12 protein-coding genes are annotated in these 21100 nt (G+C 41.6%); all 12 read right to left on the bottom strand.

From position 1 onward, the window contains the following. Nucleotides 1-4: 4 nt before the first annotated feature. The 12 genes from KBW69_RS17220 to KBW69_RS17165 all read right to left on the bottom strand — a co-directional run bounded on the left by KBW69_RS17220 (nucleotide 5) and on the right by KBW69_RS17165 (nucleotide 21086). Nucleotides 5-1792 (bottom strand): hypothetical protein, encoded by a 1788-nt coding sequence (locus KBW69_RS17220; protein ID WP_257281652.1) that lies wholly within the window; start codon nucleotides 1790-1792, stop codon nucleotides 5-7. Between the two features lie 298 nt (nucleotides 1793-2090). Beyond that, nucleotides 2091-4166, bottom strand: a complete 2076-nt coding sequence (locus KBW69_RS17215) for an MSCRAMM family adhesin SdrC (protein ID WP_257281651.1) — start codon at nucleotides 4164-4166, stop codon at nucleotides 2091-2093. 214 nt (nucleotides 4167-4380) lie between these two features. Then, nucleotides 4381-6105, bottom strand: a complete 1725-nt coding sequence (locus KBW69_RS17210) for a hypothetical protein (protein ID WP_257281650.1) — start codon at nucleotides 6103-6105, stop codon at nucleotides 4381-4383. Nucleotides 6106-6336: 231 nt separating this feature from the next. Next, entirely contained in the window at nucleotides 6337-8064 is a 1728-nt protein-coding gene (locus tag KBW69_RS17205) for a hypothetical protein (protein ID WP_257281649.1), read from the bottom strand. Between the two features lie 211 nt (nucleotides 8065-8275). Then, a complete protein-coding gene (locus KBW69_RS17200; RefSeq protein WP_257281648.1) occupies nucleotides 8276-10033 on the bottom strand; it encodes a hypothetical protein in 1758 nt (585 codons plus the stop codon). After that, on the bottom strand, nucleotides 10026-10226 hold the full coding sequence (locus tag KBW69_RS17195; protein ID WP_257281647.1) for a hypothetical protein: 201 nt from the start codon (nucleotides 10224-10226) through the stop codon (nucleotides 10026-10028). Before KBW69_RS17195 ends, KBW69_RS17200 begins: the two co-directional genes overlap by 8 nt. Nucleotides 10227-10228: 2 nt before the next feature. Next, nucleotides 10229-11986, bottom strand: coding sequence for a hypothetical protein (locus KBW69_RS17190; protein WP_257281646.1), 1758 nt, complete (start codon nucleotides 11984-11986; stop codon nucleotides 10229-10231). A gap of 195 nt (nucleotides 11987-12181) precedes the next feature. Next, nucleotides 12182-14149: a hypothetical protein gene (locus tag KBW69_RS17185; protein WP_257252614.1), complete on the bottom strand. Its 1968-nt coding sequence runs from the start codon at nucleotides 14147-14149 to the stop codon at nucleotides 12182-12184. Between the two features lie 540 nt (nucleotides 14150-14689). Next, nucleotides 14690-16468: a hypothetical protein gene (locus KBW69_RS17180; protein ID WP_257281645.1), complete on the bottom strand. Its 1779-nt coding sequence runs from the start codon at nucleotides 16466-16468 to the stop codon at nucleotides 14690-14692. Nucleotides 16469-16640: 172 nt separating this feature from the next. After that, complete coding sequence (locus KBW69_RS17175; protein ID WP_257281644.1) at nucleotides 16641-18404, bottom strand: hypothetical protein; 1764 nt, start codon at nucleotides 18402-18404, stop codon at nucleotides 16641-16643. A gap of 177 nt (nucleotides 18405-18581) precedes the next feature. Beyond that, nucleotides 18582-19139 carry a hypothetical protein gene (locus KBW69_RS17170; RefSeq protein ID WP_257254398.1) on the bottom strand — a complete coding sequence of 186 codons (558 nt, stop codon included), beginning with the start codon at nucleotides 19137-19139 and terminating at the stop codon, nucleotides 18582-18584. Nucleotides 19140-19322: 183 nt separating this feature from the next. Beyond that, nucleotides 19323-21086 (bottom strand): hypothetical protein, encoded by a 1764-nt coding sequence (locus KBW69_RS17165; protein ID WP_257281643.1) that lies wholly within the window; start codon nucleotides 21084-21086, stop codon nucleotides 19323-19325. Nucleotides 21087-21100 lie beyond the last annotated feature (14 nt).

The following is a 21100-nucleotide window of genomic DNA, read 5'->3' as shown; positions in this document are numbered from 1 at the left end:
AAAGCTACCCTATGCCAGCGCCCTTAATGTCATAGCGACTACTGTTAGGGTTATCACTGTCAGAGCCATAAGGCGTTTTCATAGCAAAATCATAGTGACTCCTGAACCAATCGACGAAATCACTCAAGTATTTTATTCGTTCTTTCAGGTATTTACTCTTCTTCTCTTGTCCTTTGTTAATTTCTTTTTCTTCTTGTCCCTTTGCTGCCTTGTCATGTTGGCCTCCATCAGACTGTTGATTATCATCGGTGACAATACCTGGCTCAAGCATTGCCAAAACAGTCCGTGATTGTTCCAGCAGGCCGGCAAATCCTGTACCGAGGGTGACCATTATGACTTGGTATTCATTTGCATCAGGAAAAGTTTTTTGTAATTGTTGCTCTATGTAATTTGAAAGGGTTATAAGCAATTCTTTAAATAATTCAGGGTTTTCATTTCCCGGGTTGTCTTTTGCATCATTTAACACCTCTTCGAATATTGCAAATAATTTCTGTTCTTTGCCTTCTCTGTTTGTAGAGTTAGTAACGGTATCATCCCAGTTTGATTTGCTAAAGTAACTCGAGATGTTGTTAACGTGTCCTTTTGCGGATTTTATAAAGAAAGCATCAAGAATCATGGATATGGCATTAATGAGATTCACGAACTGATTGTTTGAGGCAACTAATTCTGGATTTTTTTCACCATATTCTTTTATTAGCACTAACATTCGCTCATCTGTTTTTATATACCGCTGATAAAACGGTATTCTGTCCATATGAACGTTATAATTTAGCAGGGTGGTAGCGGCTTTTATCATTGGATCGATTGGGGTCTCGTATTTTTCAGCTTTTGAGGGGTTATCCAATTGTTGCATTTGCCTAAGGTGTATTTCTCTCATAAATTTCATGCCAGAGATCACTGAAGCAGACTCTTTAACATTTGCTTTTAAAACTTCGTGATCTTTTATGGGTTCCTTTTTACCAAGAAGTTCACCTTTGTTGCAATGAAGTCTCCCGCTACAAGACGAGCTAATGGCTTCAAGCAGGAATGAGTTAAAAAAGAAATGAGCCGCTTCAGGGTTGGTTCCATTTGAATGGATGGCTGCATAGTAACTTGCCATAAACGTCACGAGGTTCAGTTTTTCGTATGGATCGTTGATATCGACAGGTGACTCGGCACCGTGGAAAGAATATAGAATTGCCATCAAATCATTCTGGTTTTCATCAACCGTAAGGTGGAGTGTTTTTATCAATTGCTGAATCATGTCTGCAATGGTCAGGCTCTCTTTGGGAGGGATTTCCGGAAAGTAACTCAATATAGTTCTTATGGAGTCTTCATCAAGGCCTGTATTCATCCCTTGGAGAATGTTACTAATACTGGTATGGCTCACTGATGGGAGCGGAATTTGCACTACAGGCTGCAGTTGCTGTGCAGCAGCTCCCTCCGATTCTTCTGAATCCTCATCCATTTTTTCGCCTTGCTCATTTTCGTAGTTCATGGCAAAGATAAGATGGGTCGTATTCGGGTTGAGAGCAAAAGGAGAGATTCTCCCAACATAAGCATTATGGTTAATCAAATCATCCAGAAAACCAGACGCTTTTGTCGTTTTATCGACAACAAACCCCACCTCCACTGGCGTTGAAAAAGGATTATCTGCCAGCAGTTCTGAACAGTGGCAAGCCATCATGCTCAGGCCAAGGAAAGTAGCAACTAACTGATTAGTCTTGTCACGATGGAAAAAAATCGATTGCTTTGCTGTTTTGGGTAATCGGGTAATAGAGTTAATCATCAACATCTGCTTTGTCCCGCTCATGAATGCCCTGATAAACTAGACCATGGATTGCAGCAGTGCTCAATTTTCAGCATCAGGCAGACTCAGTCTGATCGCCTGATACTGCGTCGAGTCGACAGGCTGCTGGGAGGCCTGCCGGAGGTAGTTGGTTTGAGAACAGGAAGAGGATTAAAATGAAACTCCGTCAAGACCACCTCTCTAAAAATCACTAGCAGCCTGTCGGAATTAAGCGTCCGTAGCGAGGATTGCAAGAAATTGAGGATAAAAATTTCTGCTTCTGAGGAGAATAGCGAGCTATTTGACGAAGAAGCAGGAATTTTTAGACCAATTTATTGCAACCGCAGTAGGACAGCCTTAAGTCCGACAGGCTGCTAGTGTCAGAGTCAGGCATGTTGGTATCAGTAGTGTCAGAGTCAGGCATGTCGGTATCACTAGTATCAGAGTCAGGCATGTTGGTATCAGTAGTGTCAGAGTCAGGCATGTCGGTATCACTAGTATCAGAGTCAGGCATGTCGGTATCACTAGTATCAGAGTCAGGCATGTCGGTATCACTAGTATCAGAGTCAGGCATGTCGGTATCACGAATATCAGAGCCACTAATGTCAGAGCCACTACTGTCATAGCCACTGCTGCCAGTATTAATGGTGTCAGAATCAATACTCTCAGAGTCACTGCTGTCAGAGTTATAAGGAGTCCTCATAGCAAAATTATAGTTATCTATGAACCAATCGACGAAATCATCCAGGTATTCTATCCGTTCTTCCAAGTGTTTTCTCTTCTTCTCTTCTTTGCTGAGTTGTTTTCCTTCTTGTTTCTTTGCTGCTTCGTCAGGTTTAACTCCATAAGGCTGCTGATTGGCATTGATGTCAAAAGTTGCCATATGAAATGCCAGCATCCTGCCTGATTGTTGTATCAGGTCGGCAAATCCTGTACCGAGGGTGACCATTATGACTTGGTAATCATTTTCATCAGGAAAAGTTTTTTGTAATTGTTGCTCTATGTATTGTCTTAAGGCCAGAAGCAATTCTTGAAATAATTCAGGGTTTTCACTTCCCGGGTAGTCTTCTGCATCTTTTAATACCTTTTCGAATATTTTGAATAATGTTTGTTCTTTGTCTTTTATCTCTGAAGAGCTGGTGATGGTGTCATCCCAATTTGATGCGCTAAAATAACTGGAAATGTTGTCAACATGTACCTTTGCCTGTTGTATAACGAAAGGATCAAGAATCAGACTTATGGCATCAATTAAACTCACGAACTGACTATTCGAGGCAACTAATTCTGGTTTTTCTTTACCATACTTTTTTACCAGATAGGACATTCGTTCAGCTGATTTTATATTACGTTGATAAAGGGGCATTTCGTTCTCATTAATCTCATTGTTGAGCAGGGAGGAGGCGGCTATTAGCAATGGTTCGTCCAATGTCTCAGGTTCTTCAGATTTTATGGGATCATTTACTTGTAGCAAAAAACTAAGGCGCATTTCTTCCAGCACTTTCAGGCCATTGAAGACTTTACCAGATTCTTTGACATTTGCTTTCAAAACTTCGTGACTTTCTATTGGTTTTTTTGTACCTAGAAGATCACCTTTTTTGGCAACCAGTCTTCCAATACCAGACAATTTAGTGGCACGAAGCAGAAATGAGCTAAAAAATAAATGAGCCGCTTCAGGGTGTGCTCTCTTTGAATGGATGGCTGTATAGTAACTCACCATCAACATCGCAAGGTTCTCCCGGTCTTCTGGTTTGGTCATATCGACAGGAGATTCGGTACCCCGGATGTTAAACAGAACGTCTATCATCGCATCCTCGACATCGTCAACCACAACATTGAGAGCTTTTAACACTTGCTGAATCATGCTCAGAATTGTCAGGCTCTCATTGGGTGGAGCTACCGGGACGTAGCTCAACATATTGTTTAGGGTTATGGTGTCTTCATCGAAGCCTGTATTGACCCCTTGGATAATGGCAGTAATTTGTGCATGGTTCATTGGTGGGAGCGGAATTTGAATTAAAGGCTGCGGTTGCAGTGCAGCAGCTCCCGCGGATTCTTGCGAATCTGAATCTGTTTTTTCGCTCCGCTCATTTTCATGGTTCATGACAAAGGTAAGATGGGTCGTATTCGGATTGAGAGCAAAAGAAAGGGGGTGGCCTAAATAAGCATTGTGATTAATCAAATCGTCCAGAAAACCAGACTTTTTTATCGCTCTATCTACAACAAATTTCTCTGGCACTGGCGTTGATAAAAGGTTTTCTGCGAGCAAATTTGAACAAGGGGAAGTCATCATGACGAGGCCAAGGGAAGCAGCAACAAACCGGTTGGCCTTGTAACGATGGAAAAATATCGATTGCTTTGCTTTTTCAGGTAATCGAGAAATGGAATAACTCATCAACATCTGCTTTCTTAAGTTTATGGATGCCCAGATAAACTAGTCCATGAATCGCAACAGTGCTCAGGTTTTAGTACCAGCCAGACTCAACCAGATCCCCAGGCCCTGGTTCGAGCTGGCAGTTTGTCGGGAAGCCTGCTGATGGCAATCCGCCTGAAAGAACAGGAGTAAGATTAAAGATAAGCTCCGTCAAGGCTACCTCATGCGAGCATCGTTACTGTCAGCGACTACTGTTAGGGTTATCACTGTCAGAGTCATAAGGAGCTTTCATAGCAAACTCATAGTGACTCCTGAACCAATCGACGAAATCACTCAAGTATTTTATGCGTTCTTTCAGATGTTTTCTCTCCATCTCTTGTTCTTCGTTCAGCTCTTTTCCTTCTTTTCCCTTTGTTGCCTTGTCATGTTGGGATCCATCAGCGTTCTGATTGGTATCGGTGCCAGTAGTTGGTTCAAGCATTGCCAAAATAGTCTGTGATTGTTCCAGCAGGTCGGCAAATTCTGTACCGAGGGTGACCATTATGACTTGGTAATCATTTGCATCAGGAAAAGTTTTTTGTAATTGTTGCTCTATGTAATTTGACAGGGTTATAAGTAATTCTTGAAATATTTGAGGGTTTTCATTTCCCGGATTGTCTTTTGCGTCATTTAATACCTCTTCGAATATTGCAAATAATTTCTGTTCTTTGTCTTTTCTGTTTGTAGAGCTAGTAACGGTATCATCCCAGTTTGATTTGCTAAAGTAACTCGAGAGGTTGTTAACTTTTGCTTTTGCCAATTTTATAAGGAAAGGATCAAGAATCATTCGTATGACAGTAGTGAGTTTCACGAACTGAAAGTTTGAGGCAACTAATTCAGGTTTTTTTTCACCGTATTCTTTTATTAGCGCTAACATTCGCTCACCTGATTTCATACCCCGATGAAAAATCGGTATTGCGTCCCTATCAACGCTATAGTTGAGCAAAGTGGTAGCAGCTTTTATCATTGGATCGATAGGTGTCTCGGATTTTTCAGTTTTTAAGGGATTACTCAATTGTTGTATATGCCTAACATAGATTTTTCTAAAAAAATTCAGTCTGGAGATGGCTGACGCATATTCTTTAACATTTGCTTTTAAAACTTCATGATCTTTGATGGGTTCTATTGTACCTAAAAGTTCAAATTTTTTTTGACGGAGTTTCCAGATATCAGATAACTCTATGGCGCTAAGCAGGAATGAGTCAAAGAAGAAATGAGCTGCTTCAGGAGAGGCTCCATTTGAATGGATGGCTGCATAATAACTTGCCACCAAGCTCGCGAGGCCCAGTTCAGGGTGAGGATCGTCGATATCGAAAGGTGATTCGGTACCCTGCAGAGAATATAGGATTGCCATCAAATCATTCTGGTTTTCATTAAGTGTAAGGTGGAGTGTTTTTATCAGTTGCTGAATCATGTTTGCAATGGTCAGACTCTCTTTGGGAAGGTATTCCGGGATGTAGCTCAATATAGTCCCTATGGTGTCTACATCCAGGCCTGTATTCAAGCTATAGAGAACGGAAGTAATACAGGCATGGTGCATTGGCGGGAGCGGAATTTCTATTAAAGGGCACAGCTGCTGTGCTGCAGCTCCTGCTGATTCTTCTGAATGCTCATCCACTTTTTTACCCCGCTCATTTTCGTGATTCATGGCAAAGATAAGATGGGTCGCATTCGGGTTGAGAGCAAAAGGCGGGATTTTCCCTACATAAGCATTATGGTTAATCAAATCGTCCAGAAAACCAGACGTTTTTGTCGTTTTATCGACAAAAAATCCCTCTGCCACTGGTGTTGAAAAAGGATTGGCTGCCAACAATTTTGAACCGGGGCAAGCCATCATGCTGAGGCCAAGGAAAGTAGCAAACAACTGATTCGTCTTGTCACGATGGAAACCTATTGGTTGCTCTGCTGTTTTGGGCAATTGAGCCATGGAGTTACTCCTCAACATAAGCTTTCTACAGTTTACAAATGCCCTGATAAACTAGACCATGGATTGCAGCAGTGCTTAATTTTCAGCGCCAGCCAGACACCAGTCTGATCCCCTGGCCCAGGGCAGGCTGTTGGGGAGCCTACCGGTGGCAGTTGGTCTGAGAGAACAGTGCCACTAAACAGGAGGAAGATTAAAAAGAAACTCCGTCAAGGCTAGCTCATGCCAGCATCGTTACTGTCCATAGTGACTACTGTTAGGGTTATCACTGTCAGAGTCATAAGGAGCTTTCATAGCAAACTCATAGTGACTCCTGAACCAATCGACGAAATCACTCAAGTATTTTATGCGTTCTTTCAGGTGTTTTCTCTCCATCTCTTGTTCTTCGTTCAGCTCTTTTCCTTCTTTTCCCTTTGTTGCCTTGTCTTGTTGGGATCCATCAGCGTTCTGATTGGTATCGGCGCCAGTAGTTGGTTCAAGCATTGCTAAAATAGTCTGTGATTGTTCCAGCAGGTCAGAAACTCCTGTACCGAGGGTGACCATTATGACCTGGTAATCATTTGTATCAGGAAAAGTTTTTTGTAATTGTTGCTCTATGTAATTTGACAGGGTTATAAGTGATTCTTGAAATAATTGAGGGTTTTCATTTCCAGGGTTGTATTCTGCATCATTTAATACCTCTTCGAATATTGCAAATAATTTCTGCCCTTTGCCTTTTCTGTTTGTAGCGTTAGTAACGGTATCATCCCAATTTGACTTGCTAAAGTAACTCGAGATATTGTCAATTTTTTCTTTTGACAATTTTATAAAGAAAGGATCAAGAATCATATATATGATAGTAGTGAGTCGCGCGAACTGAAAGTTTGAGGCAACTAATTCAGGTTTTTTTTCACCGTATTCTTTTATTAGCGCTAACATTCGCTCACCTGATTTCATACCCCGCTGATAAATCGGTATTGCGTCCCTATCAACGCTATAGTTGAGCAAAGTGGTAGCGGCTTTTATCATTGGATCGATGGGTGTCTCGGATTTTTCAGTTTTTAAGGGATTATTCAATTGTTGTATATGCCTTATGCTCATTTTCATAAAAAAATTCAGGCTAGAGATGACTGAAGAGGATTCTTTAACATTTGCTTTTAAAACTTCATGATCTTTGATGGGTTCTATTGTACCTAAAAGTTCAAATTTTTTTTGACGGAGTTCCCAGATATCAGACAACTCTATGACGTTAAGCAGAAATGAGTTAAAGAAGAAATGTGCTGCTTCAGGAGAGGCTTCATTTGAATGGATGGCTGCATAGTAACTTGCCATCAAGGCAGCGAGGCCTAGTTCAGGGATATGAAAAGGTGATTCGGTACCCCGCAGAGAATATAGAATTGCCATCAAATCATTCTGGTCTTCATTAAGCGTAAGGTGGAGTGTTTTTATCAGTTGCTGAATCATGTCTGCAATGGTCAGGTTCTCTTTGGGAGAGTATTCCGGAATGTAGCCCAATATAGTCCCTATGGTGTCTGCACCAAGGCCATCATACAACTCATAGAGAACGCTAGACATACAGTCATGGTCCACTAGCTCTAGCGGGAGCGGAATTTCAATTAAAGGCCGCGTCTGCTGTGCTGTGGCTCCTTCCGATTCTTCTGAATGCTCATCCACTTTTTTGCCTAACTCATTTTCGTGATTCATGGCAAAGATAAGATGGGTCGTATTCGGGCTGAGAGCAAAGGGAGGGATGTTCCCCATATAAGCATTATGGTTAATCAAATCGTCCAGAAAACCAGACGCTTTTGTCGTTTTATCGACAAAAAATTCCTCTGCCACTGGTGTTGAAAAAGGATTGGCTGCCAGCAATTTTGAACTGGGGCAAGCCATCATGCTGAGGCCAAGGAAAGTAGCAAACAACTGATTCGTTTTGTCATGATGGAAACCTATTGGTTGCTCTGCTGTTTTGGGCAATTGAGCCATGAAGTTACTCATCAACATAAGCTTTCTACAGTTTATAAATACCCTGATAAACTAGACCATGGATTGCAGCAGTGCTTAATTTTCAGCGCCAGTCAGACACCAGTCTGATCCTTGGCCTTGGGCAGGCTGTTGGGGAGCCTACCGGTGGCACTTGGTCTGAGAGAACAGTGCCACTAAACAGGAGGAAGATTAAAAAGAAACTCCGTCAAGGCTAGCTCATGCCAGCATCGTTACTGTCATAGTCACTACTGTTAGGGTTATCACTGTCAGAGTCATAAGGAGCTTTCATAGCAAACTCATAGTGATTCCTGAACCAATCGACGAAATCACTCAAGTATTTTATTCGTTCTTTCAGGTGTTTTCTCTTTATCTCTTGTTCTTCGTTAAGCTCTTTTCCTTCTTGTTCCTTCGCTGCTTTGTCATGTTGGGCTCCATCAGCCTGCTGATAGACATCGGCACCAATAGTTGGTTCAGGCATTGCCAAAATAGTTTGTGATTGTTCCAGCAGGTCGGCAAATCCTGTGCCGAGGGTTACCATTATGGCTCGGTAATCATTTGCATCAGGGAAAGTTTTTTGTAATTGTTGTTCTATGTAATTTGACAGGGTTGTAAGCAATTCTTGAAATAATTGAGGGTTTCCATTTCCAGGATTGTATTCTGCATCATTTAATACCTTTTCGAACATTTCAAATAATTTCTGTTCTTTGTCTTTTCTGTTTGTAGAGCTGGTTACAGTATCATCCCAGTTTGATTTGCTAAAGTAACTCGAGAGATTCTTAACAGATCTTTCTGCAAATATTATCGAGAAAGGATCAAGAATTCTGTTTATTGTATTAATTAGATTCACGAACTGATTGTTTGAGGCAACTAATTCAGGTTTTTTTTCACCATATTCTTTTATTAACACTAACATTCGCTCGTCTGATTTGATATGTCGCTGATAACAAGGTATTACGTTCGTATAAATGCCATGGGTGAGCAGAGTGGTAGCGGCTTTTATCATTGGATCGGTTGGTGTCTCGGGCTTTTCAGTTTTTAAAGAAATATCCAATTGTTGCATTTGCCTAACATAGATTTTTCTAAAAAAATTCAGTCTGGAGATGGCTGACGCATATTCTTTAACATTTGTTTTTAAAACTTCATGATCTTTGATGGGTTCTATTGTACCTAAAAGTTCAAATTTTTTTTGACCGAGTTCCCAGATATCAGATAACTCTATGGCGTTAAGCAGGAATGAGTTAAAGAAGAAATGTGCTGCTTCAGGAGAGGCTCCATTTGAATGGATGGCTGCATAGTAACTTGCCATCAAGGCCGCGAGGCCCAGTTCAGGGATATGAAAAGGTGATTCGGTACCCCGCAGAGAATATAGAATTGCCATCAAATCATTCTGGTTTTCATTAAGCGTAATGTGGAGTGTTTTTATCAGTTGCTGAATCATGTCTGCAATGGTCAGCTTATCTTTGGGAGAGTATTCCGGAATGTAGCTCAATATAGTCCCTATGGTGTCTTCATCAAGGCCATCATACAACGCATAGAGAACGCTAGACATACAGGCATGGTCCACTAGCTCTAGCGGGAGCGGAATTTCAATTAAAGGCTGCGTCTGCTGTGCTGAAGCTCCTGCCGATTCTCCTGAATGCTCATCCACTTTTTTGTCTCGCTCATTTTCGTGATTCATGGCAAAGATAAGGTGGGTCGTATTCGGGTTGAGAGCAAAGGGAGGGATGTTCCCCATATAAGCATTATGGTTAATCAAATCGTCCAGAAAACCAGACGCTTTTGTCGTTTTATCGATAACAAATATCTCCTCCATGGGCGTTGAAAAAGGATTGGCTGCCAGCAGCTTTGAACAGGGGCAAGCCATCATGCTGAGGCCAAGGAAAGTTGCAAACAACTGATTCGTCTTGTCACGATGGAAACATATCGGTTGCTTTGCTGTTTTGTGCAATTGAGCCACGGAGTTACTCATCCACATAGGCTTTCTCCAGTTTATAAATGCCCTGATAAACTAGACCATGGATTGCAGCAGTGCTCACTTTTTTGCACCAGCCAGACTCAGTCTGATCACCCAGCATTGCATTGGGGCAGCATGTTTGTTGGGAAACCTGCTGCTGGCCATCGGTCTGAAAGAACGGGAATAAGTTAAAGATAAGCTCCGTCAAGGCTACTCCATGGCAGCATCGTTACTGTCGCGACTACTATTAGGGTCATCACTGTCTGAGTCATAAGGCGCTTTAATAGCAAAATCATAGTGACTCCTGAACCAATCGACGAAATCACTCAAGTATTTTATGCGTTCTTTCATAAGTTTTCTCTTCCTTTGTACTTTGCTAAGTTCTTTTCCTTCTTGTCCCTTTGCTGCCTCGTCATGTTGGGCTCTGTTAGACGGCTGATTGATATCGCTACCAATAGTTTGTTCATACCTTGCCAAGGTAGTCTGTGATTGTTCCAGCAGGCCGACAAATCCTGTACCGAGGGTTACCATTATGACTTGGTATTCATTTGCATCAGGAAATGTTTTTTGTAATTGTTGTTCTATGTAATTTGACAGGGCTATAAGTAATTCTTGAAATATGTGAGGGTCTTCATTTCCCACGTTGTGTATTGCGTCATTTATTACCTCTTCGAATATTGCAAATAATTTCTGTTCTTTGCCTTTTTTGTTTGTAGAGTTAGTAACGGTATCATCCCAGTTTGATTTTCTAAAATAACTCGAGAAATTGCGAAGGTGTCCACCTGCTGATTCTATAAGGAAAGGATCAAGAAACATGTATATAGAATTAATGAGATTCTCGAACTGATTGATTGAAGCAACTAATTCAGGGTTTTTTTCACCATATTCTTTTATTAGCACTAACATTCGCTCATCTGATTTAATATTCCGCTGATGATACGGTATTGAGTTCACATCAAAGGCACAGTTGAGAAGAGCGGAAGCGGCTTTTATAATTGGATCGATTAATGTCTCGGACTTTTCAGCCTTTAAGGTATTATCCAATTGTTGTATATGCCTGATGTTAATTTCTTTCAAATATTTTATAGTAGAGATGACGGAAACAGATTCTTTAACATTTGCTTTTAAAACTTCGTGATCTTTTATGGGCTCTTTATTGCCTAGAAGCTCACCTTTGTTGTTATGAAGTATCCCGATACAAGACAAGAAGATAGCTTTAAGCAGGAATGAGTTAAAAAAGAAATGAGCTGCTTCAGGGGTGGCTCCATTTGAATGAATGGCTGCATAGTAACTTGCCATGAATATCACGAGGTTTATTTTTTGGTCTGGAAAGTAGGTATCGATAGGTGATTCTATACCCTGGACAGAATATAGAATTGCCATCAAATCATTCTCGTCTTCATTAACTGTGAGGTGGAGCGTCTTTATCAATTGCTGAATCATGTTTGCAATGGTCAGGCTCTCTTTGGGAAGGATTTCCGGAACATGGCTCAATATAGTCCTTAAAGTGTCTGCATCAAGGCCTGTATCCACCACTTGGAGAATGTCATAAATACAGTCATGGTCCAATAGCGGGAGCGGAATTTCAATTAAAGGCCGCGGCTGCTGTGCTGCTGCTCCTGCCGATTCTTCTGAATGCTCATCCACTTTTTTGCCTAACTCATTTTCGTGATTCATGGCAAAGATAAGATGGGTCGCATTCGGGTTGAGAGCAAAGGGAGGGATGTTCCCCATATAAGCATTATGGTTAATCAAATCGTCCAGAAAACCAGACGCTTTTGTCGTTTTATCGACAAAAAATTCCTCTGCAATTGGTGTTAAAAAAGGATTGGCTGCCAGCAGTTTTGAAGCAGGGAAAGCCATCATGCCGAGGCCAAGGAAAGTAGCAAACAACTGATTCGTCTTGTCACGATGGAAACATATCGGTTGCTTTGCTGTTTTGTGCAATTGAGCCACGGAGTTACTCATCCACATAGGCTTTCTCCAGTTTATAAATGCCCTGATAAACTAGACCATGGATTGCAGCAGTGCTCACTTTTCTGCACCAGCCAGACTCAGTCTGACCTCCCGGCAATGCGTCTGGCCAGCAGTTTGCGGAGAAGTGTGCTGATGGCGCTTACTTTGAGAGAACAGGAAGGAGACTAAAAATAAACTCCGTCAAGACTACTCTCTGTCATTATCGGGTCTGTCAGTATCACTACTTTCAGTGTCACCCATGACAGCATCACTACTTTCAGAGTCGCCACTGCCATAGTCGATACTGCCATAATCGATACTGTTACGGTGGCTACCACCGGAGTCACTGCTGTCAGAGTCACCGCTGCCATAGTCAATACTGTTACGGTGACTACTGCCAGAGTCAGTGCTGTTGGAGTCTCCACTGCCATAATCAATATTGTTATGGTGACTATAGCGATAGTCACTACTGTCAGAGTCACAAGGATTATTCATAGCAAAATCATAGTTAAGCCCGAACCAACCGACGAAATCTTCCAAGTAGTCTATCCGTTCTTTCAGGTATTTTTTCTTCTTCTTTTCTTCGCTGAACTCTTTTCCTTCTTGTTCCACTGTCTCGTCGTAATTGGCTCCATCGGCCTGCTGATTAGCAACAGTGTCATTCGTTGCCAGATATGCCAGCGTTTTGACGGATTGTTCCAGCAGATCCGAAAATTCTGTGCCCAGAACTACCATTATGACGTAGTAATCTTCTTCAATAAAAGCTTTTGGTAATTGTTTCTCTATGTACTGTTCCAGGGTTAGAAGCAACTCTTGAAATAATTCAGGCTTTTCATTTCCAGGATTGTCTCTTGCGTCTTTTAATACCTTTTCGAATATTCCAAATAATGCCTGTTCTTTGCCTTTTATGCCTGAAGAGTCAGTATTGGTGTCTAACCAATTTGATAGACTAAAATAACTCGATAGGTTGTCAAGATGTGTATTTGCGAGTTGTATAGAGAAAGGATCAAGCATCAGGCTTATGGCATTAATGAGACTCACAAACTGACTACACGAGGCAACTAATTCAGGTTTTGTGTTACGATATTCTTTTATCAGACTGGACATTCGTTTAGCAGATTTTATATTACGCTGATAAATCGGTATTTTTTTTTGATTAATGTCATAGTTGAGCAGGGAGAAAGCGGCAATTAGCAGTGGGTCGGCTGATGGCGTGTATTTTTCAGCTTGCGAGGGTTTTTCCGATTCGCTCAAAAATATAAGGCGCATTTTTTCCAGCACTTTCAGGCCAATGAAGCATTTATTAGATTCTTCGATATTTGCTTTTAAAATTTTGTGATCTTCTATAGGTGTTTTTGCACCTAAAAGCTCAACTTTTTTTGCATCGAGTCTGTCGATACCAGACAAGCTAGCGGCGTGAAGCAGGAATGAGTGAAAAAACCAATAAGCGGCTTGTGGGTGGGCTCCCTTGCAGTGGATGGCTGTATAGTAACTCACCATCAACATCGCGAGGCTCTGTTGATCTTCTGGCCTGGTGATATCGACAGGAGATTCAGTACCCTGGATGTTAATGAGAACGCCTAGTAACACATTCTGGTTTTCGTCAGACTCAACATGGAGTGCTTTTTTCACTTGTTGAATCATACTCAGAATTGTCAGGCTCTCATTGGGGAGAGTAACCGGGACGTAACTCAACATAGTATTCAGGATCAGAGCGTCTCCATTCAGGCCTGTATTCAACTGTTGGATATTGGCAGTAATTTGTGCATGGGTTATCAATGGGAGCGGGATTTGCATTAAAGGCTGAGGCTGCAGTGCTTCAGCGCCCTGTGGTTCTTCTGTATGCACATCCATTTTTTCGTCTCGTTCATTTTCATGATTTAAAGCAAAGATGAGATGTGTCGTATTCGGGTTGAGGGTAAAAGGAGGGGGGGTTCCTAAATAAACATTGTGGTTAATCAAATCGTCCAGAAAGCTAGACGTTTTTGTCGTTTTATCTTCAGTAAATATCTCCTCCACAGGCATTGAGAAAGGGTTTTTGGCCAGCAGTTTAGAGCAGGGACAAACCATCATGATGAGGCCAAGGGAAGCAGCAACCGACTGATGAGCCTTGTTACGTTGGAAAAATATCGATTGCTTTGTTGCTGTAGGTAATTGAGCAATGGAGTGTGTCATCAGCATCTACCTTATCCAGTTTATGAATGCTCAGATAAACTAGCCCATGGATTGCAGGAGTGCCGAATTTTAAGTATCAGTGAGACTCAGCCTTATCACCTGATTATGATTCGTTGAGCCAACGATATCTGCATTGAAGCCGGTGCTGACTTCATAAAAACCTCAACCGGGGAAGTGCGTTTAGCGCTACTCCTGAGTCTGCAGGCAACATGCAGATAGTCAGTTGCGACAGTGACAAGCAGAATATTGGCTTTAAACCCGCTAGTGCTAATCTGGCAGCATAAGACACTGCGCACATCGGGCAATTGCCGCTTTGAAGCCAGCAGTTTGTCGGGAAGCCTGCTAGCAGCCTGTCGGACTTAAGGCTGTCCTACTGCGGTTGCAATAAATTGGTCTAAAAATTCCTGCTTCTTCGTCAAATAGCTCGCTATTCTCCTCAGAAGCAGAAATTTTTATCCTCAATTTCTTGCAATCCTCGCTACGGACGCTTAAGTCCGACAGGCTGCTAGTGGTACCCGATCCTGAAGAACAGGAAGAAAATTAGTAGTAATATTTGTCCTCAAGTGCTTCGTCAAGGCTGGGAGGAAGAACATAACAGGCGGCAGGATAAAGACTATCAGGGTCCATGTTGTCAATATTCTCTATAGAAAAATCATAGAGAAAATCGAGGAACTCAACCAAGTGTTCTATCCGTTCTTCAAGGTGTTTTTTCTTCTTCTCTTTTTCGCTGAAATCTTTTCCTTCCTGATCCTTTATTGCCTCGCCAAGGTTGGGTCCATCAGCATGTTCGTTGACATCTGGCTCAAGAGTTGACTCGGGCATTGCCAACATAATGCGTGATTGCCTCAGCAGATCTTCAAATCCTGTGAAGAGGCTTTCGAATATGACTTGGCAATCCTTAAAATCATTGAAAGTTTTTTGTAACTGTTGCTCTATGTATTTTTGTAGGGCTAGAAGTAATTCACGAAATAATTCAGGATTTTCATTTCCCGGGTTGTCGTTTGCGTCGGTTAATACCTTTTTGAATGTTCCAAATAATGTCTGTTCTTTGTCTTTTATCTCTGAAGAGTGAGTAATAGTGTCATCCCAGTTGGATGCGCTAAAGTAAGTCGCCAGATTGTCAATGTGTGTATTTGCGAGTTGTATAGAGTAAGGATCAAGAATCAGACATATAGCATCAATTAAACTCAAAAACTGATTATTCGAGGCAACTAATTCAGGTTTTATTTCACCATATTTTTTTATCAGCCTGGACATTGTTTGAGCTGAGTGAGATTTATTATGATAAAGAATTTTTTTGCTCTTGCTAACGTCTTTGTTGAGAAGAGAGAATGCGGCTGTTATCAGTGGATTAATTGATTCCCTGGTCTTTTTAAATTTTGAGTATTGCTCCGATATGTATAAAAAAGTAAGGCGCATTTCTCCCAGCAATCTCAGGCCATCGAACAATCTGGCAGATTTTTTAATATTTTCTTTTAAAACTGTGCGATCATTTATAGGTTCTTTTACACCTAAAAGCTCATCTTTTTTGGTGTCAAGTCTGTCGATACCAGAGAAGCCGGCGGCGTGAAGCAGGAATGAGTTAAAAAAGAAATGGGCCTCTTGAGGGGTGGCTTCATTTGAATGGATGGCGATATAGTAACTCACCATCAACATCGCGAGGTTGTGTTGATCTTCTGTTTTGGTAATATCGACAGGTGATTCGGTGCCTCGGATGTCAGTTAGAACTGCTATCATCAAACTTTGGCTATTGTCGAGTGTATAGCCGAGGGCTTGTATCACTTGCTGAATCATGTTTGCAATTGTCAGGTTCTCATCGGGGGGGGTTACCGGGATGTAGCTCAGCATAGTGTTTAGGGTGACTTCATCAAAGCCTGCATTCAACCCCTGGATAATGGCGGTCATTTGTGCATGGTTCATTGGCGGGAGCGGAATTTCCATTAATGGTTGTAACTGCCGTGCTTCAGCTCCCTCCGATTCTTCTGAATGCTTATCCTTCTTCACGTCTTGCTCATTTTCATGGTTCATGGCAAAGATAAGACTGCTCGTATTCGGGTTGAGATCATAAGTAGGGATTTTTCCTATATAAGCATTATGATTAATCAAATCATTCAGGAAGCTGAACTCTTTTGTCGTTTTTTCTCTAACAAATCCCTCTTCCACTGGTGTTGAAAAAAGATTGTCTGCCAGAAGTGTTGAACAGGGGCAAGCCATTATGATGATGCAGAGGGAAGCAGCAACCGACTGATTGGCGCTATCACGATGGAAAAATATCGATTGCTTTGCTGTTTTAGGTAATCGAGCAATGGAATGACTCATCTACACCTGCCTTCAAGGGTTTATGGATGCTGTGTTAAAAAGTAGTCTATGGGTTGCAGCAGCACCGAATTTGCAGGGGCTAAATGACCTACCGAAATCACTACCGTTTCAGAGCCTGCCGTTTGCTGTGAAGCCGCTGCTGGTGGCCAGGTCAGAAAGAACAGGAAGAAGATTAAAAATAAACTCCGTCAAGACTTTCAGGAATATATCTGTCAGGATCAATAGTGTCAGAGTCATAAGGATACTTCGTGGCAAAATCATAGAACCAATCGAAGAAATCAACCAAGTATTCTACTCGTTCTTCCAGGTGTTTGATCTTCTGCTTTTTCTCTCTGAACTCTTTTCTCTCTTGTCCATCTGCTGGCTCGCTGGATTTAGCGTCATCAGCCTGATCGTTGGCATTGGTCTCAACAGTTGTCTCAAGCATTGCCAACATAATGCGTGATTGTTTCAGCAGATCCTGAAATCCTGTGGTGAGGGTTAGCATTATGGTTGTGTAATCATTTGAATTATCATGAATTTTTAGTAATTGCTGTTCTATGTGTTTTTGTAAGGTTATAAGTAATTCTTGAAATAATTCAGGATTTTCATTTCCCGGGTTGGTTTTTGCGTCGGTTAGTGCCTTTTTGAATATTTCAAATAATGACTGTTGTTTGTCTCTTGTCTCTGAAGAGTCGGTAGTGGGATCATCTGAATTTAATGCGCTAAAATAACTCGACAGGTTGTCAATATGTTTACTTTCGAATTGTATAACGGCAGGATCAAGAATCAGGCTTATGGCATCAATAAAAGTTAAGATCTGAATATTTAAGGCTGCTAACTCAGGATTTTTTTTACCATTATGTTCTAGTAGGCAGAGCATTCGTTGAGCTGATTCTATATTACGATGAGAATGCGGTATTCCGTTCTTATAAATGCCATAGTTGAGCAGAGATAAAGTGGCTTTCAGTTTTGGATCGACAGGTGTGTCGGACTTTTCAGCTGCTAAGTCATTCTCCAATTGTTGCAAAAAATAAAGTCGCATTTCTTGCAGCGATTTCAGGCCATAGATGACGGCAGCAGATTTTTTAATAGTTGCTTTTAGCACTTTGTGATCTTCTGTGGGTTTATCTATTGATTTTTCCAGACCTAAAAGTTCATCATTTTCGATACGGAGTCTCTCGATACCAGACAAGACCGTGGCGTGAAGCAGGAATGAGTTGAAAAGGTCATTAGCCTCTTGAGTGGATAATTTACTTAAATTGATGGCTGTGTAGTAAGCCACTATCAACATCGCAAGGTTCTGTTTTTGTTGTGGTCTGGTCAAATTGACAGGAGATTCGATCCCCCGGATATGAGATAAAACTTCTATCATTGCTTTCTGGTTGTTGTTGGCCACAACACCGAAAATTTGTTGTACTTGCTCAATCATGCTTTCGATGGTCAGGCTCTCGTTGGGGAGTGTTTCAGGGACGTAGCTCAACATAGTGTTTAAAGTGCTTGCCTCAATGCTTGTATTTAACTTCAGGATAATGTCACTCACTTCTGCATGGCTCATTGGCGGAAGCGGAATCGTCATTAAAGACTGCGGTTGTCCTCCTTCGGCTCCTTCCGATTCTTTTGAATTCTCATCCTTTTTTGCGCCTTGCTCATTTTCATGGTTCATGGCGAAGATAACGCTGGTCGAATTCGGGTCGAGACTAAAAGGGGGGATTATCCCAATATAAGCATTATGGTTAATGAGATCGCCCAGTAAGCTGGACTCTTTTGTCTCTTCATCTCTGACAAATATCTCCTCATCTGGTGTTGGTAAGAGATTTTCTGCCATCGGTTTTGAACAGGGGCAAGCCGTAGTGATAAAGCCAAGAGTAGCAGCAAACAACTGACTAGCCTTGTCACGATGGAAAAATATCGACCGCTTTGCTGTTTTAGGTAATCGAAAAATGGAATGACTCATCGACACCTGCCTTCTCTATTTTATGAATGTGCACATAAACTAGTACATGGACTGCAGCAGTGCCGAATTTTAAGCACCAGTCAATGCTATTACTGAATTTGCACGTTACGTTTTAAGCCATCGTTTTGCCTCGATTTGTGGACACCGTAAGTGCGGTGGGGAAAATAGACTTGCCCGTTAGGACAAGCTGTACCCGTAACCATCCGTAGACTGAATTTTCTTACAGTGTTTGTAGGATATGTCGGTTATTGTTCCCGTTCCATTTGCTATGTTGAAACTTCCTCGACTGCGTACCGCAACCCGTCCTGTATACGTTCCTTGCCGTTTACCTGCCGGAACGATAGCTTTGACGATATCGCCAGTCTGAAACCCTTTTACTTGTTTTGAGCCTTTAGCCTTTGTACGGGGAAATCCGTACTTGTCCACTCTGCACATTTGCCTCGATCCACGACCCATAGCCTTAATGATTAAGGGTTTTGTGCTTTCTGGTATGTATATGCTGGCTCCTGACTCTCCTAAACAGGCGGCATCTATCCATTGCTCTTTCTTGTATCCTTGCTGAGTGCGGTTGAACTTGGTTCTACCGCCAGTAGCAAAGGTGGTAGGAAGACCGATAGCCTGAACACGTCTGGCGGTTTCGTTTCTTGTGGCATTGACTAGCGGGAGCGGAAATTCGATTAAAGGCTGAGGCAGGAGTGCTTCAGCTCCTTCCGATTCTTCTGAATCCTCAATCATTTTTTCGCCTTGCTCATTTTCGTGGTTCATGGAGAAGATAAAGTGGGTTGTATTTGGGTTGAGAATAAAGAGGGGGATTTTCCTTATAAGCCTTTCGCGACCGCGGCGATCAGAACGTGGGTTTTGAAGCTGTTGGTGGCGATTATTCTGAAAGAACAGGAAGAAGATTAAAAATAAACACCGTCAATAGTCAAAACTAGCGTCAAAACTAGCTCTGACGGCCTCAACATTCTCAGAGCCATAAAGCGTGTCTACAGAATAATCAAAGTTAGTCTTGAACCAATCTTCGAAATCATCCAAGCATTTTTTCCGTGCTTTCAGATGCTTTATCTTCTTCTTTTTCTCTTCGTTGCTAAACTCTTTTCCTTCTTGACCCTTTGCTGTTTTGTTTTGTTTGGCTCCATCAGCCTGCTCATTGGCGTTGTTGTCAGTAGTTAGCCGATACATTGCTTTCGTAGTGTAGCTCTCCAGTAAGTCAAATGTTGAGCAGATAGATAACATTTCGAGTGTGTAGTCATTTTTATCAATAAACGTTTTTTGTAATTGTGTCGATATGTGATTTTCTAAGGCTAGAAGCCATTTTCGAAATAATTCAGGGTTTTCATTTCCAGTGTTTTTTTTTGAGTCGGTTCGTACTTCTTCGGATATTGCACTTAATGTTAGTTTTTTAAACACCGTGTCGATAGCGTCAATAACGGGATCAGCCTCAGCTAAAACATCTGAATTGCTAAAATTAATCGACATGTTGTCACCTTGTGTAAGTACCATTTTTTTAATGAAAGAACCAAGAATCAGGCTTGAAGAATATAGAAAACTCATGAACTTAATATTAGAGGCAACTGATTCAGGATTTTTCTCAACATACTCTTGTATGAGCATTAAAATTTGTTCGGCTGATTTTATATCATGCTGATAAAGCGGTGTTAGGTTCTTATCAATCCCATAGTTGAGCAAAGAGGAAGCGGTTAATAACATGGGGTCTACTAATGCCTCAGAAATTTCAGCTTCTGGTAGATTGTCCAATTGTTGCAAAATCTTAAGGCGCATTTCTCCCAACAACTTCAGGCCAGAGAAGACTGAAGCAGATTCTTTAATATTTGCTTTTAAAATTTCGTGATCTTTTATTGATGCTATTGTACCTAAAAGGCCAGCTTTTCTGGCATGAAGTCTCTTGATACCAGAAAAATCAGTGGCGTGAAACAGGAATGAGTCAAAAAAAGCATGAGCCACTTGAGGGGTGGCTCCATTTGAATGGATGGCTGTGTAGTAACTCATCATCAAAATCACCAGGCTCAGTTGATCCTCTGGTTTAGTCATATCGACAGGAGATTCGGTACCCACGATATTCGTTAGAACTTCTATCATTGCGTTCTGGTTATTGTCAGCCTCAACATGGAGAGCTTGTTGCACTTTCTTGATCATGCTTGCAATGGTCAGGCTCTCATCGGGCAGGGTTACCGGAATGTAGCTCAACATAGTGTTCAGGGTGTCTTCATCAAAGCCAGTATTCAGCCCTTGGATAATGGCAGTAATTTGTGCATGGTTCATTGGCGGGAGCGGAATTTCCATTAAGGGCTTAAGCTGCTGTGCTTCAGCCCCCTCCGGTTCTTCTGAATACTCATCCTTTTTTTCGCCTCGTTCATTTTCATGATTCATGGCAAAGATAAAATGGGTCGTATTTGGGTTGAAAACAAAAGGAGGGATTTGTCTTATGTAAGCATTATGGTTAATCAAATCGTCCAGGCAGCCAGGCTCTTTTGTCGTTTTTATTCCAGCAAATTCTGCCGCCACTGGCGTTGAAAAAGGATTTCCTGCCAACAGTTTTGAACAGGGGCAAGCCAGCACGATGAAGCCAAGGGAAGCAGTAACCAAATGATTAGCCTTGTAACGATGGAAAAATATTGATGGCTTTGATGCTATTAGTAATCGACCTATGGGATGACTCATCGTCGCCTGCCTTG

Source organism: Endozoicomonas sp. ISHI1 (assembly GCF_024606225.1).
Lineage (GTDB): Bacteria > Pseudomonadota > Gammaproteobacteria > Pseudomonadales > Endozoicomonadaceae > Endozoicomonas_A.
This window is presented reverse-complemented; position numbering and strand designations above follow the sequence as displayed.

Bases quoted from the DNA above. Each gene is read 5' to 3' on its own strand.
- KBW69_RS17170 (WP_257254398.1), bottom strand. From the start codon at position 19,139: ATGATTGAGGATTCAGAAGAATCGGAAGGAGCTGAAGCACTCCTGCCT.
- KBW69_RS17215 (WP_257281651.1), bottom strand. From the start codon at position 4,166: ATGTTGATGAGTTATTCCATTTCTCGATTACCTGAAAAAGCAAAGCAA.
- KBW69_RS17210 (WP_257281650.1), bottom strand. From the start codon at position 6,105: ATGGCTCAATTGCCCAAAACAGCAGAGCAACCAATAGGTTTCCATCGT.
- KBW69_RS17205 (WP_257281649.1), bottom strand. From the start codon at position 8,064: ATGGCTCAATTGCCCAAAACAGCAGAGCAACCAATAGGTTTCCATCAT.
- KBW69_RS17200 (WP_257281648.1), bottom strand. From the start codon at position 10,033: ATGAGTAACTCCGTGGCTCAATTGCACAAAACAGCAAAGCAACCGATA.
- KBW69_RS17185 (WP_257252614.1), bottom strand. From the start codon at position 14,149: ATGACACACTCCATTGCTCAATTACCTACAGCAACAAAGCAATCGATA.
- KBW69_RS17165 (WP_257281643.1), bottom strand. From the start codon at position 21,086: ATGAGTCATCCCATAGGTCGATTACTAATAGCATCAAAGCCATCAATA.
- KBW69_RS17220 (WP_257281652.1), bottom strand. From the start codon at position 1,792: ATGAGCGGGACAAAGCAGATGTTGATGATTAACTCTATTACCCGATTA.
- KBW69_RS17175 (WP_257281644.1), bottom strand. From the start codon at position 18,404: ATGAGTCATTCCATTTTTCGATTACCTAAAACAGCAAAGCGGTCGATA.
- KBW69_RS17180 (WP_257281645.1), bottom strand. From the start codon at position 16,468: ATGAGTCATTCCATTGCTCGATTACCTAAAACAGCAAAGCAATCGATA.
- KBW69_RS17190 (WP_257281646.1), bottom strand. From the start codon at position 11,986: ATGAGTAACTCCGTGGCTCAATTGCACAAAACAGCAAAGCAACCGATA.